Source organism: Ancylobacter sp. IITR112 (assembly GCF_041415945.1).
In the GTDB taxonomy this organism is placed as follows: Bacteria; Pseudomonadota; Alphaproteobacteria; order Rhizobiales; family Xanthobacteraceae; genus Ancylobacter.
Genome location: NZ_JBGCUS010000001.1, coordinates 3895673 through 3912843, shown reverse-complemented (window position 1 = coordinate 3912843; position 17171 = coordinate 3895673). Strand labels below are relative to the sequence as shown.

Genomic DNA, 17171 nt, shown 5'->3' with positions numbered 1-17171 from the left:
CTTTGCCGGTCCTGACGCGGCGCTCTCGCCCGGCGCCGTTGCCCGGCGCCGTTGCCCGGCGCTCTTGCGCGCGATCAAGGCGCGGCGCAGCTTCGTCGCCTAAGGCCGGTGCCAAGGCCGCGCCGCATGCCGGCCGCCGCACACAGGGAGACGCGCATGAACGAGATCACGGGCCGCAGCGAAGACACCGCCAGCGAGGGCGCCGCCGACGCGCTCAGCCGCATCCGCCTGCATCTCGCCCGCTCGAAGGAGTTTCCCGAGGGCAGCGCCCGCCATGGCTATGAATTCGTCGCCCCGCTGGACGGCGCCGGCCGCATCGACCCGGAGGCGTGGAAGGGCCAGCGCGCCGCCTGCACCGTCACCCGCTTCTGGGCTCATGAGGCGCCCGAGCAGGGGCGGCTGGTGCACCGCGCCGGCGGGGTCGGCGGATCGAGCTGGGTGTTCGACTATGAGGCGGAGGCCAGTGACGACGACGAGACCGGCTATCGCTTCGGCGACCACGCCTTCGTGCCGGGCGAATATGTCTCGCTGCGCGACGAGGAGGGCGAGATGCACACTTTCGTCGTGTTCTCGGTCGAGCCGGCCTGATCGCGCGGCCTAAAACGCCAACGGCGCGGAGCCCTCGCGGGTCCGCGCCGTTTTCGATCGAGGCAAGGATATCAGTTCGAGGTGCCGGTCCCGGCCGGCGCGGTCGGCACCGCGCTCGGGGCGGCGGCGGTTTCCGCGCCGGCGAGCGGGGCAGCGGCGCCGCTCTGGGAGGCGGGGACGGGAGCGCTCGGCGCGGCCGGCGCCACGGCGGGCGTCGCCGCGGGAGTGGCGGCAGGGGCGATGGCGGGAGTTGCAGCGGGGGTGGCAGCAGGCGCGGTTGCCGCGTCGGCCGCCGGGGCCTCCACCGGCTTCGGCTTCGGCGTCGCCGCCACGGCGCGCGGGCGCGGCGCCCGCTGGATCATGCCGATGACCTTGTTGTGCAGTTCGGCTGCCTTGTCGATGTTGAAATGGCTCAGGGCCCCGGAGCCCGTCAGGTCGATATTCTCCACGCGGGGGCCGGAAACCGGCTTGCCGGAGCCGCCGGCCTGGTAATAATTCACCACCTTGCCGATCTTCGGCGAGGCGGTCATCGCCGTCACGGGGTCGAAGGTCACCACCAGCGGCACCGGCACGCCGGCGGCGCTCACCCGGTTGCCCATGGTGACGGCGGCATCGGCGCCGAGCGAATGGCCGATGATGATCACCGGAGAGGGGCGGCGCTTGCCCGTGCTGGCCTGCTCGATGGCGTAGCGGGTCAGCGTGTCGAGGTCGACATAGGAATGCACGCTGGCCTCGATGCCGCGCGCGCGCAGCTTGGCGGCGAGATCGTCCATGCCGAGCGAGAAGATGTTGGCAAGCCCGCGCAGCAGATAGACGCGCGGCTGGTTCGGGTTCGGCTTGGCTTGCGCCTGGGCCGGCGCGGCAAGGGCGAGGGCAAGCACGGCGACGACAGCGAGGCACCCGGCCCAGATCCGCGAGAACTTCATGTCACAAATCCCGAAATAACCATCTGACTTCATGCTCTGGCGACCTGACCCTTGCAAACAGATTCTAGATCGTCCCCGCTTTGCCAGCGCCCTGATGCGCAGGCGCAACAGTTTCCCGATCCCGGCTCAACCCAGCGTCACCGCCGGGCCGCGACACCCGCCCCGGTGCCGAAAGGGGCGGGTTCGGCCGCTGTGCCGGGGAGCGCGCCGGCGCCGGTTTGCCCTCTTGCCAGCGCGCCGTGAGCATGCAACCCACTGGGGCGCGCGGAGTTCCCCGGCGCGGCGCGACGCCCCGGGGAGGTGAAGGAGCGAGCTTCGGTGACGACGAACGCGACGGCCAAGGCTGCCGGCAAGGCCTTCTACGACCACCCCCTGCGCGCCCCGGTGATGGCGGAGCTGCACGCCCGGCCCTTCGTCGCGGTGTCGACGCCGGCGCGCATCCTGCACGTCGCCTTTCTCGTCGACCGCGCGCAGGCCATCGCCGACCGCGCCGCCTTCGCCAGCCTGTGCATGGCGCGCGGCCAGCCGGCTCCGGACCGCGAGGCCAAGCAGCACCGTGCCGCCTTTGGCCGCTTCGTCGTGCGCTGGGAGCGCCACGCCGAATTCACCACCTATACCTGGGAGCTGCCGGCCGAGGATGTGGTCGAGGGTGGCCTGCCCTTCCAGCCCTCCGCCGCCAGCCTGATGGATGTGCTCACCCAGTTGCCGCAGCCCGGCCCGCTGCTGGTGGCGGTGGACCTGCACCTCGTCACCGACACGGCGGACGCGCTGCCGCTCGACCGGCTGTTCGACCGCACCAGCCTCGCGCGGTCGGATGTCGAGGACGGCTTCGCCGAGATCGCCACCGATTTCCAGCCCGACCCGTCCGGCTTCGTGCGCATTCTGGTGCGCGATCGCGGCATGACCGACGACGCCGCCGGCGCGCTGGTGCAGCGTGTGCTGGAAATCGAGACCTACCGCACCCTCGCTCTGCTCGGCCTGCCGGAGGCGCAGCGCCTCGCCCCCACTGTGGCGCATAGCGAGAACGAATTGTCCGCGCTCACCGAGCAGATGCGCCAGACCGAGGGGCTGGCCGCCAACCACAAGCTGCTCGACGCGCTCACCGGCCTCGCCGCGCAGCTCGAAGCCGACGCCGCCGCCTCGCTGTTCCGTTTCGGCGCCACCCGGGCCTATGAGGAGATCGTCTCCTCGCGGCTGCGCACCATCGGCGAGCGGCCGATTTCCGGCTATCCCACCTGGCAGCAATTCCTGCTGCGCCGGCTGCAGCCGGCCATGCGCACCTGCCAGGCCATCGAGCAGCGCCAGGCCAACCTGTCGGTCAAGCTGACCAGCGCCGCCAACCTGCTGCGCACCCGCGTCGATGTCGAGCTGGAACAGCAGAACCGCAACCTGCTGCAGAGCATGAACAAGCGCGCGCGCATGCAGCTACGCCTGCAGCAGACGGTCGAAGGGCTCTCCGTCGCCGCCATTTCCTATTATGTCGTCAGCCTGCTGCACTATGCGCTGGAAGGGCTGCACGCCCGCGCCGAGGAAGCCGGGCTGCACTACGATGTCGGCACCGCCACCGCCATCGCCGTGCCGATCGTGGTGCTGACGATCTGGACGGTGGTCCGCCGCATCCGCCGCGGCCACGCCGAAAGCTGAGGGCGCCCGCCCCGCCGCTCGCGGCAGCGCGCGTGAAAAAGCCCCGGTTTCCCGGGGCTTTTTGCTGAAACGCGGCCGGTGCGGCGCGTCTACTGCGAGAAGCCGCCGGTCGAGGGCGCCGGGGCACCGATCCACTGGGTCTGGCTGTTGTCCGGGGCCGGGGCGGGCGTGCTGGCCGCCGGTGCCGGGGTGATCGTGCGCGCGGGCGTCGCGGCCGCCGGTGCGGTGGCGGCGGGCGCCGGGGTGGCGGGCGCGGTCTGCACCGTCGTGCTCGGCGCCGCCGGGGCGGTGCGCGGCGCGGCGCTGGTGGCCGGCGTCACGGTCGGCGACACCTGACGCGGCGTCGCGGTGGGCGCGGGCGTCACCACCGGGGCGGGGCGGGGCGCCGTCGCGGCCGGGGCCGGGCGCTGCGCCTGCGGCTGGGTGCGCGGTGCCGCCGGGCGGGTGCGCGCGGGCTTCTCTTCCTTGCCCTGGGGGTCGAAGCCGACATAGAGCACATAGCGCTCGGACAGGTCCGGCGACGGCCGCGGGAAGGTCACATCGTCCGCCACCAGGCCGAAATCGACCTGCATGACATTGGGGCCCACTTCCACCGGCACCGCATAGAACTTGGTCCACACCGATTTCGGCGCCGGGCCCTCTTCCACCACGGCGAGGCGGATCGGCACGGTCAGCTTGCCCGGCCCGCCCTTGGGCCCGAGCAGCACCCGGCCCTGAATGCCGACGCGCATGGTCATGTCGGGGGCGGAGAAGCGGCATTCGCGGGAGAACTGGCCGAGCGTCGCCTGGTAGCGCACGCCGCCATCGGAGGGTTCCGTCACCTGCCAGGCCGCCGCCCCCGCGCGCACCTGCACCGGCGGGCAGGTGAACTCGGAAGCATCGGGCGCCCCGGGCGTCACCGCCGCCGTGCCGGCGCCGCTGGTGGCGCCGCCGGCCGCCGTCGGCGAGACCGTGGTGGTCTGCATGCTGGAGCCGAGAAAACCCTGGTCGCCGGCATCGCCGGAACCCATCGGCCCCTCATTGCCATTGCCGCCGCCAATGCCGGCGCCGGCACAGCCCGCCAGCAGCAGCGCCAGCACCGGAACCGCGAGCCATGCCGGCGCGCGTCCCCCGTGCCCCTGCCTGCGTTCCGCCCGGCCGACCGGCCGCTTCCGCACGTCCCCGATACCCATACGCATACTCCCCGCCGTCCCGGGCTGGATGAGCCGTGGCGCCTTCCCCCGAAGCGCCGGCCGGCCGGTGATCCTGGATCCGCTTTACCGGACGCTCTTATAGCAGGCCACCGCGCACAGGAAACCTGTCCTGTGGCGGTCCCGTCAAGCCTGCCCTTGCGCCCCGGCGCCGGTGCGCCGCCTCAGCCGCCATTGCCGGCGGCGGGCGTCGCCGCAAGGCCGGCCGGCTCGCCGACCAGGCTGAACAGAAGGGCGGGATGCGCGTTCAGCCGGGCGGCAACCCGCTTCACATCCTCCAGCGTCACCTTGGCCACCAGCTCGTTGCGGATGTCGATATAGTCGATGCCGAGATTGTCGATCTGGATCTGCAGCAGTTGCGAGGCGACCTTGGCCGAGCTGTCGAAGCGCAGGGCGAAGGAGCCGATGAGATAGCTCTTGGCGTCCGCCAGTTCCTCCTCGCTCGGCCCCACGGTGAGCAGGCGCTCATATTCCGCCCGGATCAGCGCCGCGCTCTCCGCCGCCCGGTCGTTCTTGGTGGCGGTGCCGCCGAGGATCAGCGCCGTGTGGTCGAGCGGGGCGAGATGGCTGTAGACGGAATAGGCGAGGCCGCGCTTCTCCCGCACTTCCCTAAACAGGCGGGAGGAAAAGGCCGAGCCGCCGAAAATGTGGTTGAGCACGAAGGCGGGGATGAAATCCGGGTCGTCGCGCTTGAGGCCGATGCCGCCGAAGACGATGGAGGTCTGCGGCACGGCGAGCGTCTTCACCACATCGGTGCCGAGGCCCTGCGGCTCCACATCCGGCACCGGGGTCAGCGCCGCCTTGGCCGGCAGGGCGCCGAACATGGCATCGAGCGCCGGGCCGAGCTTCTCCGCCGTGATGTCGCCGACCACCGCGATCTTCAGATTGTCGCGGGCGAGGTTGCGGGCGACGAAGCTCTTGAGGTCGTCGCGGCTGATGGTGGGCACGCTCGCCAGCGTGCCGGCCACCGGGCGGCCATAGGGGTGGTTGGGGAAGGCGGCGGCCGACCAGCCGAGGCTCGCCAGCGAGGAGGGATCGTTCAGCCGCCGGCGTAGCTGGGCGAGCTGGCCCTGGCGGATGCGCTCCACCGCCTCGTCGTCGAAGCGCGGCGCGTTCACCGCCAGCCCCATCAGCGCGAAAGCGTCGTCGACATTCTCCGACAGCGTGCGCAGCGAGCCGCCGAGGCTGTCGCGCGAGGCGTCGAAGCGCAGCTCGATCGCCTTTTCCGCCAGACGGTCCTGGAAGGCGCGGGAATCGAGATCGCCCGCGCCCTCATCGAGCAGCGAGGAGGTGAGGCTGGCGACGCCGGGCTTGTCGGCCGGGTCCTGCGCCGCGCCGCCGAGAAAGGCGATTTCCATCGCCACCAGCGGCAGGGTGGTGTCGTGCACCAGCCACGCCTCGATGCCGCCCGGGCTGATCACCCGCTGGATGCGCGTGGTCTCGGACTGGGCGGGGGAGGCGGGGGCGAGGGCGAGGGTCATGAGCGTGGCCGCGGCGAGCGAGAGGAAGGGGCGGAGAAGGCGGGGGCGCCGGCCGGCGGCGCGGCCGCTCACGAACGGTCCTCCCCGGGGCTCGCCTGCTCCGCGCCCGGTTCGGGCAAAGCGGCGGCGGGGGCGGGCTTGACCTGCAGAAGCTGGCTGGTGACGGCGCGGGCGGGCCGCAGCCAGCGCCGGGCGGCGTCGCGCACCTGCTCGGCGGTGACGGACTTCACCAGTTCCGGCCAGATCTTCACGTCCTGCGCGGTGGAGCCGGTGGCGAGCGCGGCGCCATAGATGCGCGCCAGCGTCGCCTGGTTGTCCTGGGCGTAGATCGCCTCGGCCACCAGCCGGGTCTTGGCCCGCTCCAGCTCGGCCGCATCCGGCCCGTCCGTGGCCAGCGCCGCGAGGGTCTCGTCGAGCGCGGTCTCCACCGCCTCCATCGTCACCTCCGGGCGCGGGGTGACGGAGAGGCCGAAGCGCGTGTCGTCTAGCGCGGTCGACTGGTACCAGGCGCCGGCATTGGCGGCCACCGCCTTGTCGATCACCAGCGAGCGGTAGAGCCGGCCGGTGGAGCCACCGCCCAGCACCTGGGCGAGCACGTCGAGCGCGACGCTCTCCTCGCGGTCGCCGCGATAGGAGGGGACGAGATAGCTGCGCGAGAGGCTCGGCTGGCCGACGCGGCTGTCGGCGAGGACGAGCCGGCGCTCGGCGCGCGGCGCCGGCTCCTGCGGCCGCACGCGCTCCGCCGTCGGCGCGCGCGGGGCGATCTTGCCATAGGTGTCTTCCGCCAGCTTCTTCACCTCGTCGGGCTCGACATCGCCCGCCACCACCAGAATGGCGTTGTTCGGCGTGTAGAAGCGGCGGTAGAAATCAAGCGCGTCCTGCCGGTTGAGCTGCTTGATCTCGTCTTCCCAGCCGATGATCGGATGGCCATAGGGGTGGTTGACGAACATCGCCGCCTGCGCGGCCTCGGAGAGCTGCGAGGCGGGGTCGTTATCGGTGCGCATGCGGCGCTCTTCCAGCACCACGTCGCGCTCGGGCAGTACCACCTCGTCGGTCAGCACCAGCCCGGTCATGCGGTCGGCCTCGAAGCCCATCACGGTCGCGAGGTTCTGCTTGGCGACGCGCTGGAAATAAGCGGTGTAGTCCTGCGAGGTGAAGGCGTTTTCCTGCCCGCCGAGCTTGGCCACCACCTGCGAGAACTCGCCGGCCGGGTGCTTGTCCGTGCCCTTGAACATGAGATGTTCGAGGAAATGGGCGATGCCGGACTTGCCGGGCTGCTCGTCGGCCGAACCCACGCGGTACCACACCATGTGGGTGACGACCGGGGCGCGATGGTCGGGCACCACCACCACCTGCATGCCGTTCTCCAGGGTGAACTCCGCCACTTCGGCGGCGCCGGCGCGCGTGGGGGCGGTGGCGAGGCCGGCGGCGGCGCCGGCGAGCAGCATGAGAGCGGGCATCAATCTTCCAGTCACAGCTTCATCCGTTTCGGCGGCCGCCCGGAGGAGATCGGGAGAGCGCATGGCCCGAGGCCCGGGCCGCGCAGGGCGGTAGCGCAGGGCAATGTAGCGACGAAGCGGGCGCGGCGCGATGCGCGGGCGGCGGGCTTCACCGCGAAGTGAGGGGCAGAGGGGGCAGGGCCGGCACGGCGCGCGCGGCAGGCTGCACCGGGCGCCGCGCCTCGGCAAAAAAGCAGCGCGCCCGGCTGGGGCGGGCGCGCGGGATCGGTCACTGGTTCTTCTGGGTCCGGTCGAACCAGCTCGGCATCTTCCACTCCTTGTCCTCCGGCCGGTCGGCGACGACGCCATATTTGGCGCCGGGAGCGGGTGTCTGCAGGCCGGGCGGCGGCTGGACGAGCGATTCACGGTCCGGCTCGCCCTCGAACGGGATCGCCTGTTCCTCCGCGCTCTTCTTGTTGCCCCAGCCGAAGAAGTCCAACTGGTTCAGCGAGAGGCGGTTGTCGTCATTGGCTTTCTGGTTCTTGAAGCCGGAACCCGTCACCTTGCCGGACTTGTAGCCCTTTTCGAGCTGGGCCGGGGTGAGCGAGCGGCCGCTGGTGGTGCCGTCACGGGCGACGGATTCCCAGGACTCGGCCCAGTTGGTCTTCGCCGCCGCCTCGCGGGCGACCGCGTCATGGTCCTTCGGCCAGGCCGGGTTCTCCGAAATCGCCGAGGCGTCGCGCGGCGGGGGAAGAATGTCGCCGGTCGGCGGCACCACCAGCGGGGCGCGCTCGCGGTAGTCGATGTCGGGCGGGGGCGGCGGCACCAGGCCGAGCCCGGTGAGAAGCTGGCCGGTCAGATTCATGTCCGGCGAATCCTCGGCCAGCGCCGGTGCGGGGCCGAGCGCGCCAAAGCCGGCGCACGTCAGAACGCCGGCAAGCAGCGCGGCGCGGGTGGCATGAACTCGTGTCGTCATCCGGTCGTCTCCTGCCGGCCCGTGGGGGGCGGGAAAGCCCCGCCCACGCGACCGCTCAAGCGTGCGGAAGGTCCGATCTCACTTCAGGGCGGCGATTTTGCGGCGCTCCCGAAAAAGGAAGCATACAAAAGCAGGCCCACACCGGCAACAATGGCGACATCCGAGAGGTTGAACACATACCAGTAGAAGCCGAAAGCGTGCAGCGAGACGAAGTCGAACACGGCGCCATAGGCGGCGCGGTCGATGGCGTTGCCGAGCGCGCCGCCGATCAGCAGCCCCAGAGCGGCGGCTTCCAGCCGGTTGTCGGTCCGCGCCAGCCACAGCCAGAACAGCACCGCCGCCGCCAGCTTCACCCCGCCGAGCACCCACCAGCCCTCGGCGCCCAGCGAGAACAGGCCGTAGCTGATGCCGGTGTTCCACGCCCAGACGATATCGAGGAAGGGCGCCACCTGCACGAGGCCGTCGGGACCGAACTCCACCCCGTGCAGCACGGCGAGCTTGGAGCCCTGGTCGATCGCCAGCGCGGCGAGCGCGAACAGGGCGCCGAACAGGGTGTGGGGACCGGCGAGGCGGAGCGTCATGAGGATTCTGCCTGAGCCGTCATCCCGGACGCGCGGCACGCGCGCGCCGGGATCGCTTTGCGTTGGAAAGGGCGGCCACCACCGTCACGCGATCCCGGATACGGCCTCGCGGCCGTTCCGGGATGACGTGGAATCGCCCGGCTCACTCCGCCGCCCGGCGGGCATGGGCCAGTTCGCGCAGCGCGGTGGCGTCGCGCGGGGTCACGTCGGGATAGTCGGGATCGGTGCCGACCAGCGGCGAGATCTTCCAGGAGCGGGCGCATTTGTGCCCCTGCGCCCGGTTCGGCACCACCGCCACGCCCGGCACGTCGGGCAGGCGGAAGGCGTCGGCCGGGCCTTCGTCCGGCATCAGATGCGCGTCGGAGGTGATGCACACTTCCGCGAGATCGACCGCGCTCACCGCCGCGAACAGGTTGGGATCGCTCACATGCACCACCGGCGCCGCCTCCAGCGAGGAGCCGATGCGCTTGGCCGCCCGCTCCACTTCCAGCGCGCCGAGCACGACGCGCCGCACCAGCCGGATCTTGCGCCACTCATCCGCCAGCACCGGGTCGCGCCACTTGGCCGGCGTGTCGGGGAAGGTTTCCAGATGCACCGAGCCGGTCTCGGAGGGGAAGCGCGCCAGCCAGGTCTCCTCCGCCGTGAAGGGCAGGATCGGCGCCAGCCAGACGACGAGCCGGTTGAACACCTCGTCGAGCACGGTCAGGCACGCCCGCCGCGTCACCGAGGACAGCGGGTCGCAATAGAGCGCATCCTTGCGCACGTCGAAGTAGAAGGCCGAGAGCTCGCTGGTCATGAAGGCGGTCAGCGCCGCGTTCACCCGCTTGAAGTCGAAGGCGGCATAGGCCTCGCGCACCACGCCGTCGAGTTCGGCGAGGCGGTGCAGCACCATCTTTTCCAGCGCCGGCATGTCGGCGAAGGCGACGCGCTCGGCCTCTCGGTAATGATGCAGCGAGCCGAGCAGCCAGCGCAGCGTGTTGCGCAGCTTGCGGTAGGTCTCGACCGTGGTTTTCAGGATTTCCGGCCCGATGCGCAGATCGTCGGAATAGTCGGAGGCGCACACCCACAGGCGCAGAATGTCGGCGCCGGAGTTCTTGATCACCTCCTGCGGGGCGACGACATTGCCGACCGATTTCGACATTTTGCGGCCCTGCTCGTCGAGCACGAAGCCATGGGTCAGCACCACGTCATAAGGCGGGCGCCCGCGCGTGCCGCAGCTCTCCAGCAGCGAGGAATGGAACCAGCCGCGGTGCTGGTCCGAGCCTTCGAGATACATCACCCGGTCCGGCCCGCCATTGAAGGCGCGGTCGGCCTTCAGGTCCGCGCGCACTTCCAGCGTGAAGGCGTGGGTGGAACCGGAATCGAACCACACGTCGAGAATGTCGTCGACCTTGCTCCACTCATTGGCGCTGTAGTCGGTGCCGAGGAAGCGCTGGGCGGCGCCTTCCTTGTACCAGGCGTCCGCCCCCTCGGTGGCGAAGGCCTCGGCGATGCGGGCATTCACCTTGTCGTCGCGCAGGATTTCGACCGTGCCGTCGCCCTTGTCCTTGACGAAGACGGCGATCGGCACGCCCCAGGCGCGCTGGCGCGAGACCACCCAGTCCGGGCGGTTCTCGATCATGCCGGTGATGCGGTTCTGGCCGGAGGCCGGCACCCACTGCACCCCGGCGATGCCGCCGAGCGCGCGGGCGCGCAGCGTGTCGCCGCCCGTGGTGGAACCGTCCACCGCCGCGATGTCCTTGTCCATCGCGATGAACCATTGCGGCGTGTTGCGGAAGATGATCGGCGCCTTGGAGCGCCAGCTATGCGGGTACTGGTGCTTCAGCCTTCCGCGCGCCAGCAGCTTGTCGGCCGCCATCAGCGCCTTGATCACCGCGTCATTGGCGTCGCCATCCTTGCCCTTGTCATCCATGACGCGGGCGCCGGCGAACAGCGGCACATGGTCGTAATAGCGCCCGTCGGGGCCGACCGTGTGCGGCACTTCGCCGAGATGGGCGGACATAAAGAGATTGAAGTCGTCGGCGCCGTGGCCGGGGGCGATGTGGACGAAGCCGGTGCCGGTGTCGTCGGTGACGAAATCGCCGGGCACGACCGGCACGCGGAAATCGAAATAGCCCTGCGCGCCCTCGACGCCGTTCAGCGGATGGGCGCAGACGAGATGCGTCGGGTCCACCTCTTTATGGCGCTCGTAAGCCGTGACGCGCGCGGCCTTGAACACCTCTTCCGCCAGCTTGTCGGCGAGGATGAAATGCTCGCCCACCTTGGCCCAGTTGTCGTGCGGCGCCTCGGTCACCTCATAGACGGCATAGGTGACATTGGGCGAGAAGGCGATGGCGCGGTTGCCGGGAATGGTCCAGGGCGTGGTGGTCCAGATCACCACGCTGGCGCCCTCATAGGAGGGGAACAAATGGATGTCGGCGGCGTCCTCCGGCGGTTCCAGCCCCTTGGGCAGGCCGCCGGCGGTGGCGGCGCTCTTGCGATAGCCCGTCACCGGGAACTTGACGAAGATCGTGGTCGACTGGTGGTCGTGATACTCGACCTCGGCCTCGGCCAGCGCGGTGCGCTCCACCACCGACCACATGACCGGCTTGGAGCCGCGATAGAGCAGCCCATTGCCGGCGAATTTCATGATCTCGCGGGCGATCTGCGCTTCCGCGTCATAGCTCATGGTCACATAGGGGTGCGACCAGTCGCCCTCGACGCCGAGCCGTTTGAACTCGGCGCGCTGCACGTCGATCCAGCCCTCGGCGAAGGCGCGGCATTCCTGGCGGAACTCGACGACCGGCACCTCGTCCTTGTTCTTGCCCTTGGCGCGGTATTGTTCCTCGATCTTCCATTCGATCGGCAGGCCGTGGCAGTCCCAGCCCGGCACATAGTTGGAATCATGGCCGAGCGCGCCCTGGGAGCGCACCACCACGTCTTTGAGGATCTTGTTGAGCGCGTGGCCGATATGGATGTTGCCATTGGCGTAAGGCGGGCCATCGTGCAGCACGAAGCGCGGACGGCCCTCGCCGGCCTTGCGCTGCTGGCCATAAAGGTCGATCCGCTCCCAGCGCGCCAGCAGCTCCGGCTCGCGCTGCGGCAGGCCGGCGCGCATGGGGAAATCGGTCTGCGGCAGGAACAGGGTCGCGGAATAGTCGTGCGCCGTGCCCTCGCCGGCCGGCTCAACCGACGCTTCGTTCCCGTTGCGACCATCGCTGTTGCGGCTCGTCATGACGCGCTCCTTAAGCCTTCGCGCCCGGTTTAAGCGCAGCGCCGGGCGCGTGCAAGGGAGGGCGGGGGATGCGGCCGTTCAGCCGGGCGTCACCACGATCTTGCCGAAGGCGCCGCGCGCGAGATGGTCGAGAGCCGCCGGCAGCTCCGCCAGCCGGTAGCGGCCATCAATGACCGGCCTCAGCCCCGTCGCGTCGACCGCCCGCACAAGATCCTCCAGCGCCCGCCGATGACCGACGCCGATGCCGTTGACGGTGAGTTGCTTCAGCATCAGCGGGCCGAGCGGCAGCGACGCCTCGAAGCCCTCGATGACGCCGATCTGGGCGATGCGCCCACCGATCGCCGCCACCTCCACCGCCCGGCCGAGCGCGGCGCCCCCGGCCAGCGCGAGAACATGGTCGGCACCGCGTCCGCCGGTCGCCGCCCGCACCGCGTCCACCCAGTCGCCCTGCGTGCGGTCAATGAGGATGTCGGCGCCGAGCGCGCGGGCGCGCTCCCGCTTGGCGGCGCTGCCGGAAACCACGATGACGCGCGCGCCCATGGCCTTGGCGATCTGCACCCCGAACAGCGCGACGCCGCCGGTGCCTTCCACCAGCACGGTGTCGCCGGCCCGGAGCCCGCCGCGCTCGACCAGCCCGAACCAGGCGGTGAGCCCGGCGCAGGGCAGGGTGCTGGCGTCCTCAAGCGGACACGCCGCCGGCGCCGCCGACAGCCAGGCCTCGGGCAGCGCGACATAGTCGGCGAGCACGCCGGGATAGGCGCCCCCCAGCGCCTGATAGGGCAGACGGGCGGAATCGCCTTGCGGCAACCCGTCGATCCAGCCGGGAAAGAAGGTGGAGATCACCCGCGCCCCGGTCGCGAAGCGCGCCGCGCCCTCGCCGGTGGCGACGACGGTGCCGGCGAGATCGGAAGCGGGCGTGAAGGGAAAGGCGAGCGGCGCGCCCATGCCGTCGGCGATGATGAGCAGGTCGCGGTAGTTCAGCGCCACCGCCGCCGCCTTCACCAGCACCTCGCCCGGGCCGGGCCGGGGCACCGGCACCTCGCGCAGTTCCAGCGCCGCGCGGCCGAAACCGTCCATCTCCCAGCGCCGCATCGTGGCGGGAATCGTGTCTGCGTTCATGGTCCTTGCTCCGTGAGCGAAAACGTCTCGGAGCGTTGTAAGGTTGAAGGTGTGTCTCCGGTCGCGCTAGTTTCTCACCGTATTGGCGACTATTTGGCGCCAATACCGGCAGAGCGAGCGGAGAGCGGCATGAGCGAGGTTCTGGCAGGCGTGGACGCTTTCGTCGCGGCGGTGGACACTGGCAGCTTCTCGGCCGCGGGCGCCCGCCTCGGCCTGACCCGGTCGGCGGTGGCGAAGACGGTGGCGCGGCTGGAAGGCCGGCTCTCGGTGCGGCTGTTCCACCGCACCACCCGCGCGCTGAGCCTCACCGAGGACGGCCAACGCTATTACGAGCATTGCGTGCGGGCGCTGGGCGAATTGCGCGCCGGCCGGGCGACGCTGGAGAGCGGGCGGCGCGAGGCCACGGGCCGCCTGCGGGTGAGCGCGCCGCTGCTGTTCGGGCGGCGCTGCGTCGCGCCCGTGCTGGCGCAACTTGCCGCCCGCCATCCCCGGCTCGAACTCGATCTCGCCCTGTCGGACCGGCTGGTCGATCTGGTCGAGGACGGGTTCGATCTCGCCATCCGCAATGGCGCCATCGGGTCAGGCCACGGATTGATGACCCGCACCGTCGGGCTGCAGCGCATGACCGTCTGCGCCGCCCCCGCCTATCTCGCGGTGGCGGGCGTGCCCCGGCATCTCGACGACCTTCACCGCCACCATGCCGTGACCTATGCCCGCGACGGCCGGGTGCGGCCGTGGGAGTTTCCCCACGGCGACAGCGCGCCGGTGGCGGTGACGCCGCCGAGCCGGCTACGCTTTGACGACCTTGAGGCGATCGCCGATGCCGCCGAGGCGGGGCACGGCCTCGCCTGGCTGCCCTGCTGGCTCATCCGCGCGCGGGTTCACAGCGGCGCGCTGGTGCCCTTGCTGGCGGACGTACCGCGCCAGGTCTTGGCCACCCATGCGCTGTGGCCGGCGGCGCCGCATATGCCGATGAAACTGCGCCTCGCCCTCGACGCGCTCGCCGCCGAACTTCCCGGCAGCGCCGAGCTTTGATGCTAACTCTTTCTTTTGTCGCGTTTTCTTCCCGCGAACCGGTATCCACTTCGCTCGAAAACGCTCTACCCCAGCGCCGCGCGGGCCCGGGCGCTGTCGATGTCCATCTGCGCGATCAGCGCGTCGATGCCATCGAATTTCAGCTCCGGCCGCAGCCAGGCATGGAAGGCGACGGTGAGCACGCGGCCATAGAGGTCGCCGGCATAGTCGAAGATGAAGGTCTCCAGCCGTGGCGCGCCGTCATCGAAGGTCGGGCGGCGGCCGAAGCTCGCCACGCCCTTGTGGCGCACGCCGTCGATCTCCACCGTCACCGCATAGATGCCGTGCGCCAGCGTCACCGCCGGGTCGAGCCGCATATTGGCGGTGGGGTAGCCGAGTTCGCGCCCGCGCTTGTCGCCATGCACCACCTCGGCCTCGATGGCGAAGGGCGCGCCCAGCATATGGGCGGCCTGCTCGACGCGGCCCTGCGCCAGCGCGGCGCGGATGACGCTGGAAGAGATCTGCGCGCCCTCGTCGAGCAGCGGCGGCACGATCTCCACCCCGAAGCCATGGCGCTTGCCGGCCTCGCGCAGGAATAGCGGCGAGCCGCCCCGGCCCTTGCCGAAATGGAAATCATAGCCCGCCACCACCATGGCGACGCCGAGCCGGGCGACGAGGATGGCGGCGACGAAATCCTCCGCCTCGCGCCCGGCCATGGTGGCGTCGAAGGCGAGCACGACAGCGCCGTCGAGCCCGGTCTCGCTCAGGCGCTTGAGCTTCATCGGCTCCGGCGTCAGGCGGAAGATCGGCTCGGCCGGGCGGAAATAGGCGCGCGGATGCGGCTCGAATGTCAGCGCCAGCGCCGGGCGCCCGAGCGAGCGCGCCTGGTCGATGGCGGTGCCGATCACCGCCCGGTGGCCGCGATGCACGCCGTCGAAATTGCCGATGGCGACCACCGGCCGGGCGAGGGCCGGGGGCAGCGCGTCACCCTCGCGCAGGATGGGGAAAGGGTGCGGGGAGGCGGCGGCGTGGGTCATGTCAGCGCAACGCAACGGGAGGGGCGCCCCTGGAGGCGTCGGGAGAGGCGGCTGCTTAAGTGGCCCCGTCCCGCGCCGCCGTCAATCCGGGCGCCTACCAGGCGAGGCGCGTGGTAACCGCCGCCGGGCGCCCCGGCCCGTCGGCAAGCAGGCGGGCCAGCGCCTTCACATCCACCTCGGCGCCCTGTTCGAGGCCGAGTTCGCCGGCATGGATGCCGGCCGCGACGAACAGGCAGTCAATGCCATGGCCCAGCGCCCCGGCGAGATCCGTGCGCAGCGCGTCGCCAATGGCGATGGCGCGCGCCTTCTCCACCGGCGCGCCGCGCAGCCTCGCCGCCGTGGCGAAGGCGGTCTCGTAGATGGGGCGGTGCGGCTTGCCGCAGAACACCACTTCGCCGCCGAGTTCCGCATAGGCCTCGGCGATGGCGCCGGCGCACCAGATCAGGTCGCCGCCGCGCTCGACCACGATATCCGGGTTGGCGCAGATGAAGGGCAGGCCCCGGCCGCGCGCCGCCGCCAGCGTGTCGGCATAGTCGTCCGGCGTCTCCACCGTGTCGTCGAACAGGCCGGTGCAGACGATCAGCTCCGCCTCGTCGAAGGAGGCGAGGGTGAGGTCGAGCCCCTTATAGATGCCGAGATCGCGCTCCGGGCCGAGATGCCACATCTTCACCCCCGGCCGCTGCGCCAGCAGCGCGCTGGTGACCATGCCGGAGGTGACGATGGCGTCATAGGCGTCGCGCGGAATGCCGAAGCCGTCGAGAATGCGGGCGACACCCTCCGGCTCGCGCGGGGCGTTGGAGACGAGGATCACCGTCGTCCCGCCCGCCCGCGCGCGCCGCAGCGCATCCGCCGCCGCCGGGGAACCGGCGACGCCATTATGCAGCACGCCCCACACGTCGCACAGGACGAGATCGTAGCGCGGCGCCAGCGTGGCGAAGGAGGAGATGACGGGCGGGATGTTGTCGTGTTCCATGACGGCGCGCATGCCATTTCCGCGCGCCGCGCACAAGGCCCGCGCCGGCAGGGCAGGGCTGCGGGAACCTTCCTCCCTCCTGCTCACGGGCGGAAGGACGGGCCGTTGGTGATGACCATGCCGTGGCCGGCCACCTCATTGGCGCGGGGATAGACGCCGCTCAGCACCTCGTCGAAATGCCGCTTCACCGCCGCATGGCAGCCGCAGCACAGGCCGCGCAGCCGCTCGGAATCGGTGATGCGGATGCGCCCGCGGCGCGGCTCGACGGCGCCGGCCGCCTTCATCTCGCCGAGCACCCGGCTGATATAGGGGCGGCCCACCGCCAGCATGGCGGCGAGCTGTTCCTGGGTCAGGCGCAGCGTGTCGTCGCCGGTGCGGTCATGGGCGGCGAGCAGCCATTTGGCGGTGCGCTGGTCGATGGAATGGGTGGCGTTGCAGGCGACCGACTGGAAAACCTGCGCCAGCAGGCAGTCGGCATAGCGGGCGAACAGGTTGCGCAGCGGCGGCGATATCTCCTTCGCCCGCTCCAGCTCGCCGCCGTCGAGCCGCAGCAGCGGGCCTTCCATCTGCACCACGGCGCGGGCGAAGGCCGGCAGCCTTCCCTGGCTGACAATGCCGCCGACCGCGCCCTCGCGGCCGATGCTGGTGATCTCCACCTGCTTTCCGTCCTCCAGCAGCACCATGAAGGAGACCAGCGTCTGCCCGCAGGGGAAATAGACATGGCGCACATCGTCGCCCGGCTCGTAGAGCACGGCGCCGGCCGGCCGGTCGATGCGCTTGAGATGCGCGCGCAGCAGCGCGAAATCGGCCGGGCGCAGCGCGCCCAGCAGGTTGTTGCCGCCCGACGAGGCTACCGCCCCGCCGCTGCTGCCCGTCTGGTCTTCCTCGTTGAGGCGCATGGTCCGGTCCCCGTTTCCCTATCAACGCACCGCATGGGGAAATGTTCACAAAGGGACAGAACCGAGGTGACGAGTTGGGTACAAACGGGC

General features: G+C 70.9%; 14 protein-coding genes. 3 read left to right on the top strand and 11 right to left on the bottom strand.

The window, feature by feature from the left end; all coding sequences use genetic code 11:
- Nucleotides 1-156 precede the first annotated feature (156 nt).
- Nucleotides 157-588 (top strand): hypothetical protein, encoded by a 432-nt coding sequence (locus AAC979_RS18585; protein WP_371348368.1) that lies wholly within the window; start codon nucleotides 157-159, stop codon nucleotides 586-588.
- 71 nt (nucleotides 589-659) lie between these two features.
- Here the strand turns inward: AAC979_RS18585 and AAC979_RS18580 are convergent, their stop codons facing one another.
- Nucleotides 660-1514 (bottom strand): hypothetical protein, encoded by an 855-nt coding sequence (locus AAC979_RS18580; RefSeq protein ID WP_371348367.1) that lies wholly within the window; start codon nucleotides 1512-1514, stop codon nucleotides 660-662.
- A 318-nt stretch (nucleotides 1515-1832) separates the two neighbouring features.
- Between AAC979_RS18580 and AAC979_RS18575 the strand changes: the two genes are divergently transcribed.
- Complete coding sequence (locus AAC979_RS18575) at nucleotides 1833-3158, top strand: DUF3422 family protein (protein WP_371348366.1); 1326 nt, start codon at nucleotides 1833-1835, stop codon at nucleotides 3156-3158.
- An 89-nt stretch (nucleotides 3159-3247) separates the two neighbouring features.
- On the opposite strand, the gene AAC979_RS18570 is transcribed toward AAC979_RS18575, so the two are convergent.
- The 7 genes from AAC979_RS18570 to AAC979_RS18540 all read right to left on the bottom strand — a co-directional run bounded on the left by AAC979_RS18570 (nucleotide 3248) and on the right by AAC979_RS18540 (nucleotide 13158).
- Nucleotides 3248-4330, bottom strand: a complete 1083-nt coding sequence (locus AAC979_RS18570; protein ID WP_371348365.1) for a hypothetical protein — start codon at nucleotides 4328-4330, stop codon at nucleotides 3248-3250.
- A 182-nt stretch (nucleotides 4331-4512) separates the two neighbouring features.
- The gene (locus AAC979_RS18565) at nucleotides 4513-5901 is read right to left on the bottom strand and encodes a M16 family metallopeptidase (RefSeq protein ID WP_371348364.1); all 1389 of its coding nucleotides are present in this window, start codon (nucleotides 5899-5901) and stop codon (nucleotides 4513-4515) included.
- Nucleotides 5898-7289: a M16 family metallopeptidase gene (locus AAC979_RS18560; RefSeq protein WP_371348363.1), complete on the bottom strand. Its 1392-nt coding sequence runs from the start codon at nucleotides 7287-7289 to the stop codon at nucleotides 5898-5900. The genes AAC979_RS18565 and AAC979_RS18560 overlap by 4 nt, the downstream gene beginning before the upstream one ends.
- Nucleotides 7290-7557: 268 nt before the next feature.
- Entirely contained in the window at nucleotides 7558-8244 is a 687-nt protein-coding gene (locus AAC979_RS18555; protein ID WP_371348362.1) for a hypothetical protein, read from the bottom strand.
- Between the two features lie 83 nt (nucleotides 8245-8327).
- A complete protein-coding gene (gene lspA, locus AAC979_RS18550; RefSeq protein ID WP_371348361.1) occupies nucleotides 8328-8825 on the bottom strand; it encodes a signal peptidase II in 498 nt (165 codons plus the stop codon).
- Between the two features lie 142 nt (nucleotides 8826-8967).
- Nucleotides 8968-12039, bottom strand: coding sequence for an isoleucine--tRNA ligase (gene ileS, locus AAC979_RS18545; RefSeq protein WP_371348360.1), 3072 nt, complete (start codon nucleotides 12037-12039; stop codon nucleotides 8968-8970).
- A 78-nt stretch (nucleotides 12040-12117) separates the two neighbouring features.
- A complete protein-coding gene (locus AAC979_RS18540; RefSeq protein WP_371348359.1) occupies nucleotides 12118-13158 on the bottom strand; it encodes an NAD(P)-dependent alcohol dehydrogenase in 1041 nt (346 codons plus the stop codon).
- A gap of 129 nt (nucleotides 13159-13287) precedes the next feature.
- On the opposite strand from AAC979_RS18540, the gene AAC979_RS18535 reads away from it, so the two are divergent.
- Entirely contained in the window at nucleotides 13288-14193 is a 906-nt protein-coding gene (locus AAC979_RS18535) for a LysR family transcriptional regulator (RefSeq protein ID WP_371348358.1), read from the top strand.
- 65 nt (nucleotides 14194-14258) lie between these two features.
- On the opposite strand, the gene AAC979_RS18530 is transcribed toward AAC979_RS18535, so the two are convergent.
- The 3 genes from AAC979_RS18530 to AAC979_RS18520 form a co-directional block, all read right to left on the bottom strand.
- Nucleotides 14259-15209, bottom strand: a complete 951-nt coding sequence (locus tag AAC979_RS18530; RefSeq protein ID WP_371348357.1) for a bifunctional riboflavin kinase/FAD synthetase — start codon at nucleotides 15207-15209, stop codon at nucleotides 14259-14261.
- A 94-nt stretch (nucleotides 15210-15303) separates the two neighbouring features.
- Nucleotides 15304-16194, bottom strand: coding sequence for a TIGR01459 family HAD-type hydrolase (locus AAC979_RS18525; protein WP_371348356.1), 891 nt, complete (start codon nucleotides 16192-16194; stop codon nucleotides 15304-15306).
- Between the two features lie 71 nt (nucleotides 16195-16265).
- Nucleotides 16266-17081 (bottom strand): Crp/Fnr family transcriptional regulator, encoded by an 816-nt coding sequence (locus AAC979_RS18520; RefSeq protein ID WP_371348355.1) that lies wholly within the window; start codon nucleotides 17079-17081, stop codon nucleotides 16266-16268.
- Nucleotides 17082-17171: the final 90 nt, after the last annotated feature.

Coding starts and splice junctions, on each gene's coding strand:
- AAC979_RS18585 (WP_371348368.1), top strand. CDS start 157: ATGAACGAGATCACGGGCCGCAGCGAAGACACCGCCAGCGAGGGCGCC.
- AAC979_RS18580 (WP_371348367.1), bottom strand. CDS start 1,514: ATGAAGTTCTCGCGGATCTGGGCCGGGTGCCTCGCTGTCGTCGCCGTG.
- AAC979_RS18570 (WP_371348365.1), bottom strand. CDS start 4,330: ATGGGTATCGGGGACGTGCGGAAGCGGCCGGTCGGCCGGGCGGAACGC.
- AAC979_RS18560 (WP_371348363.1), bottom strand. CDS start 7,289: ATGCCCGCTCTCATGCTGCTCGCCGGCGCCGCCGCCGGCCTCGCCACC.
- AAC979_RS18555 (WP_371348362.1), bottom strand. CDS start 8,244: ATGACGACACGAGTTCATGCCACCCGCGCCGCGCTGCTTGCCGGCGTT.
- lspA (WP_371348361.1), bottom strand. CDS start 8,825: ATGACGCTCCGCCTCGCCGGTCCCCACACCCTGTTCGGCGCCCTGTTC.
- ileS (WP_371348360.1), bottom strand. CDS start 12,039: ATGACGAGCCGCAACAGCGATGGTCGCAACGGGAACGAAGCGTCGGTT.
- AAC979_RS18540 (WP_371348359.1), bottom strand. CDS start 13,158: ATGAACGCAGACACGATTCCCGCCACGATGCGGCGCTGGGAGATGGAC.
- AAC979_RS18535 (WP_371348358.1), top strand. CDS start 13,288: ATGAGCGAGGTTCTGGCAGGCGTGGACGCTTTCGTCGCGGCGGTGGAC.
- AAC979_RS18530 (WP_371348357.1), bottom strand. CDS start 15,209: ATGACCCACGCCGCCGCCTCCCCGCACCCTTTCCCCATCCTGCGCGAG.
- AAC979_RS18525 (WP_371348356.1), bottom strand. CDS start 16,194: ATGCGCGCCGTCATGGAACACGACAACATCCCGCCCGTCATCTCCTCC.
- AAC979_RS18520 (WP_371348355.1), bottom strand. CDS start 17,081: ATGCGCCTCAACGAGGAAGACCAGACGGGCAGCAGCGGCGGGGCGGTA.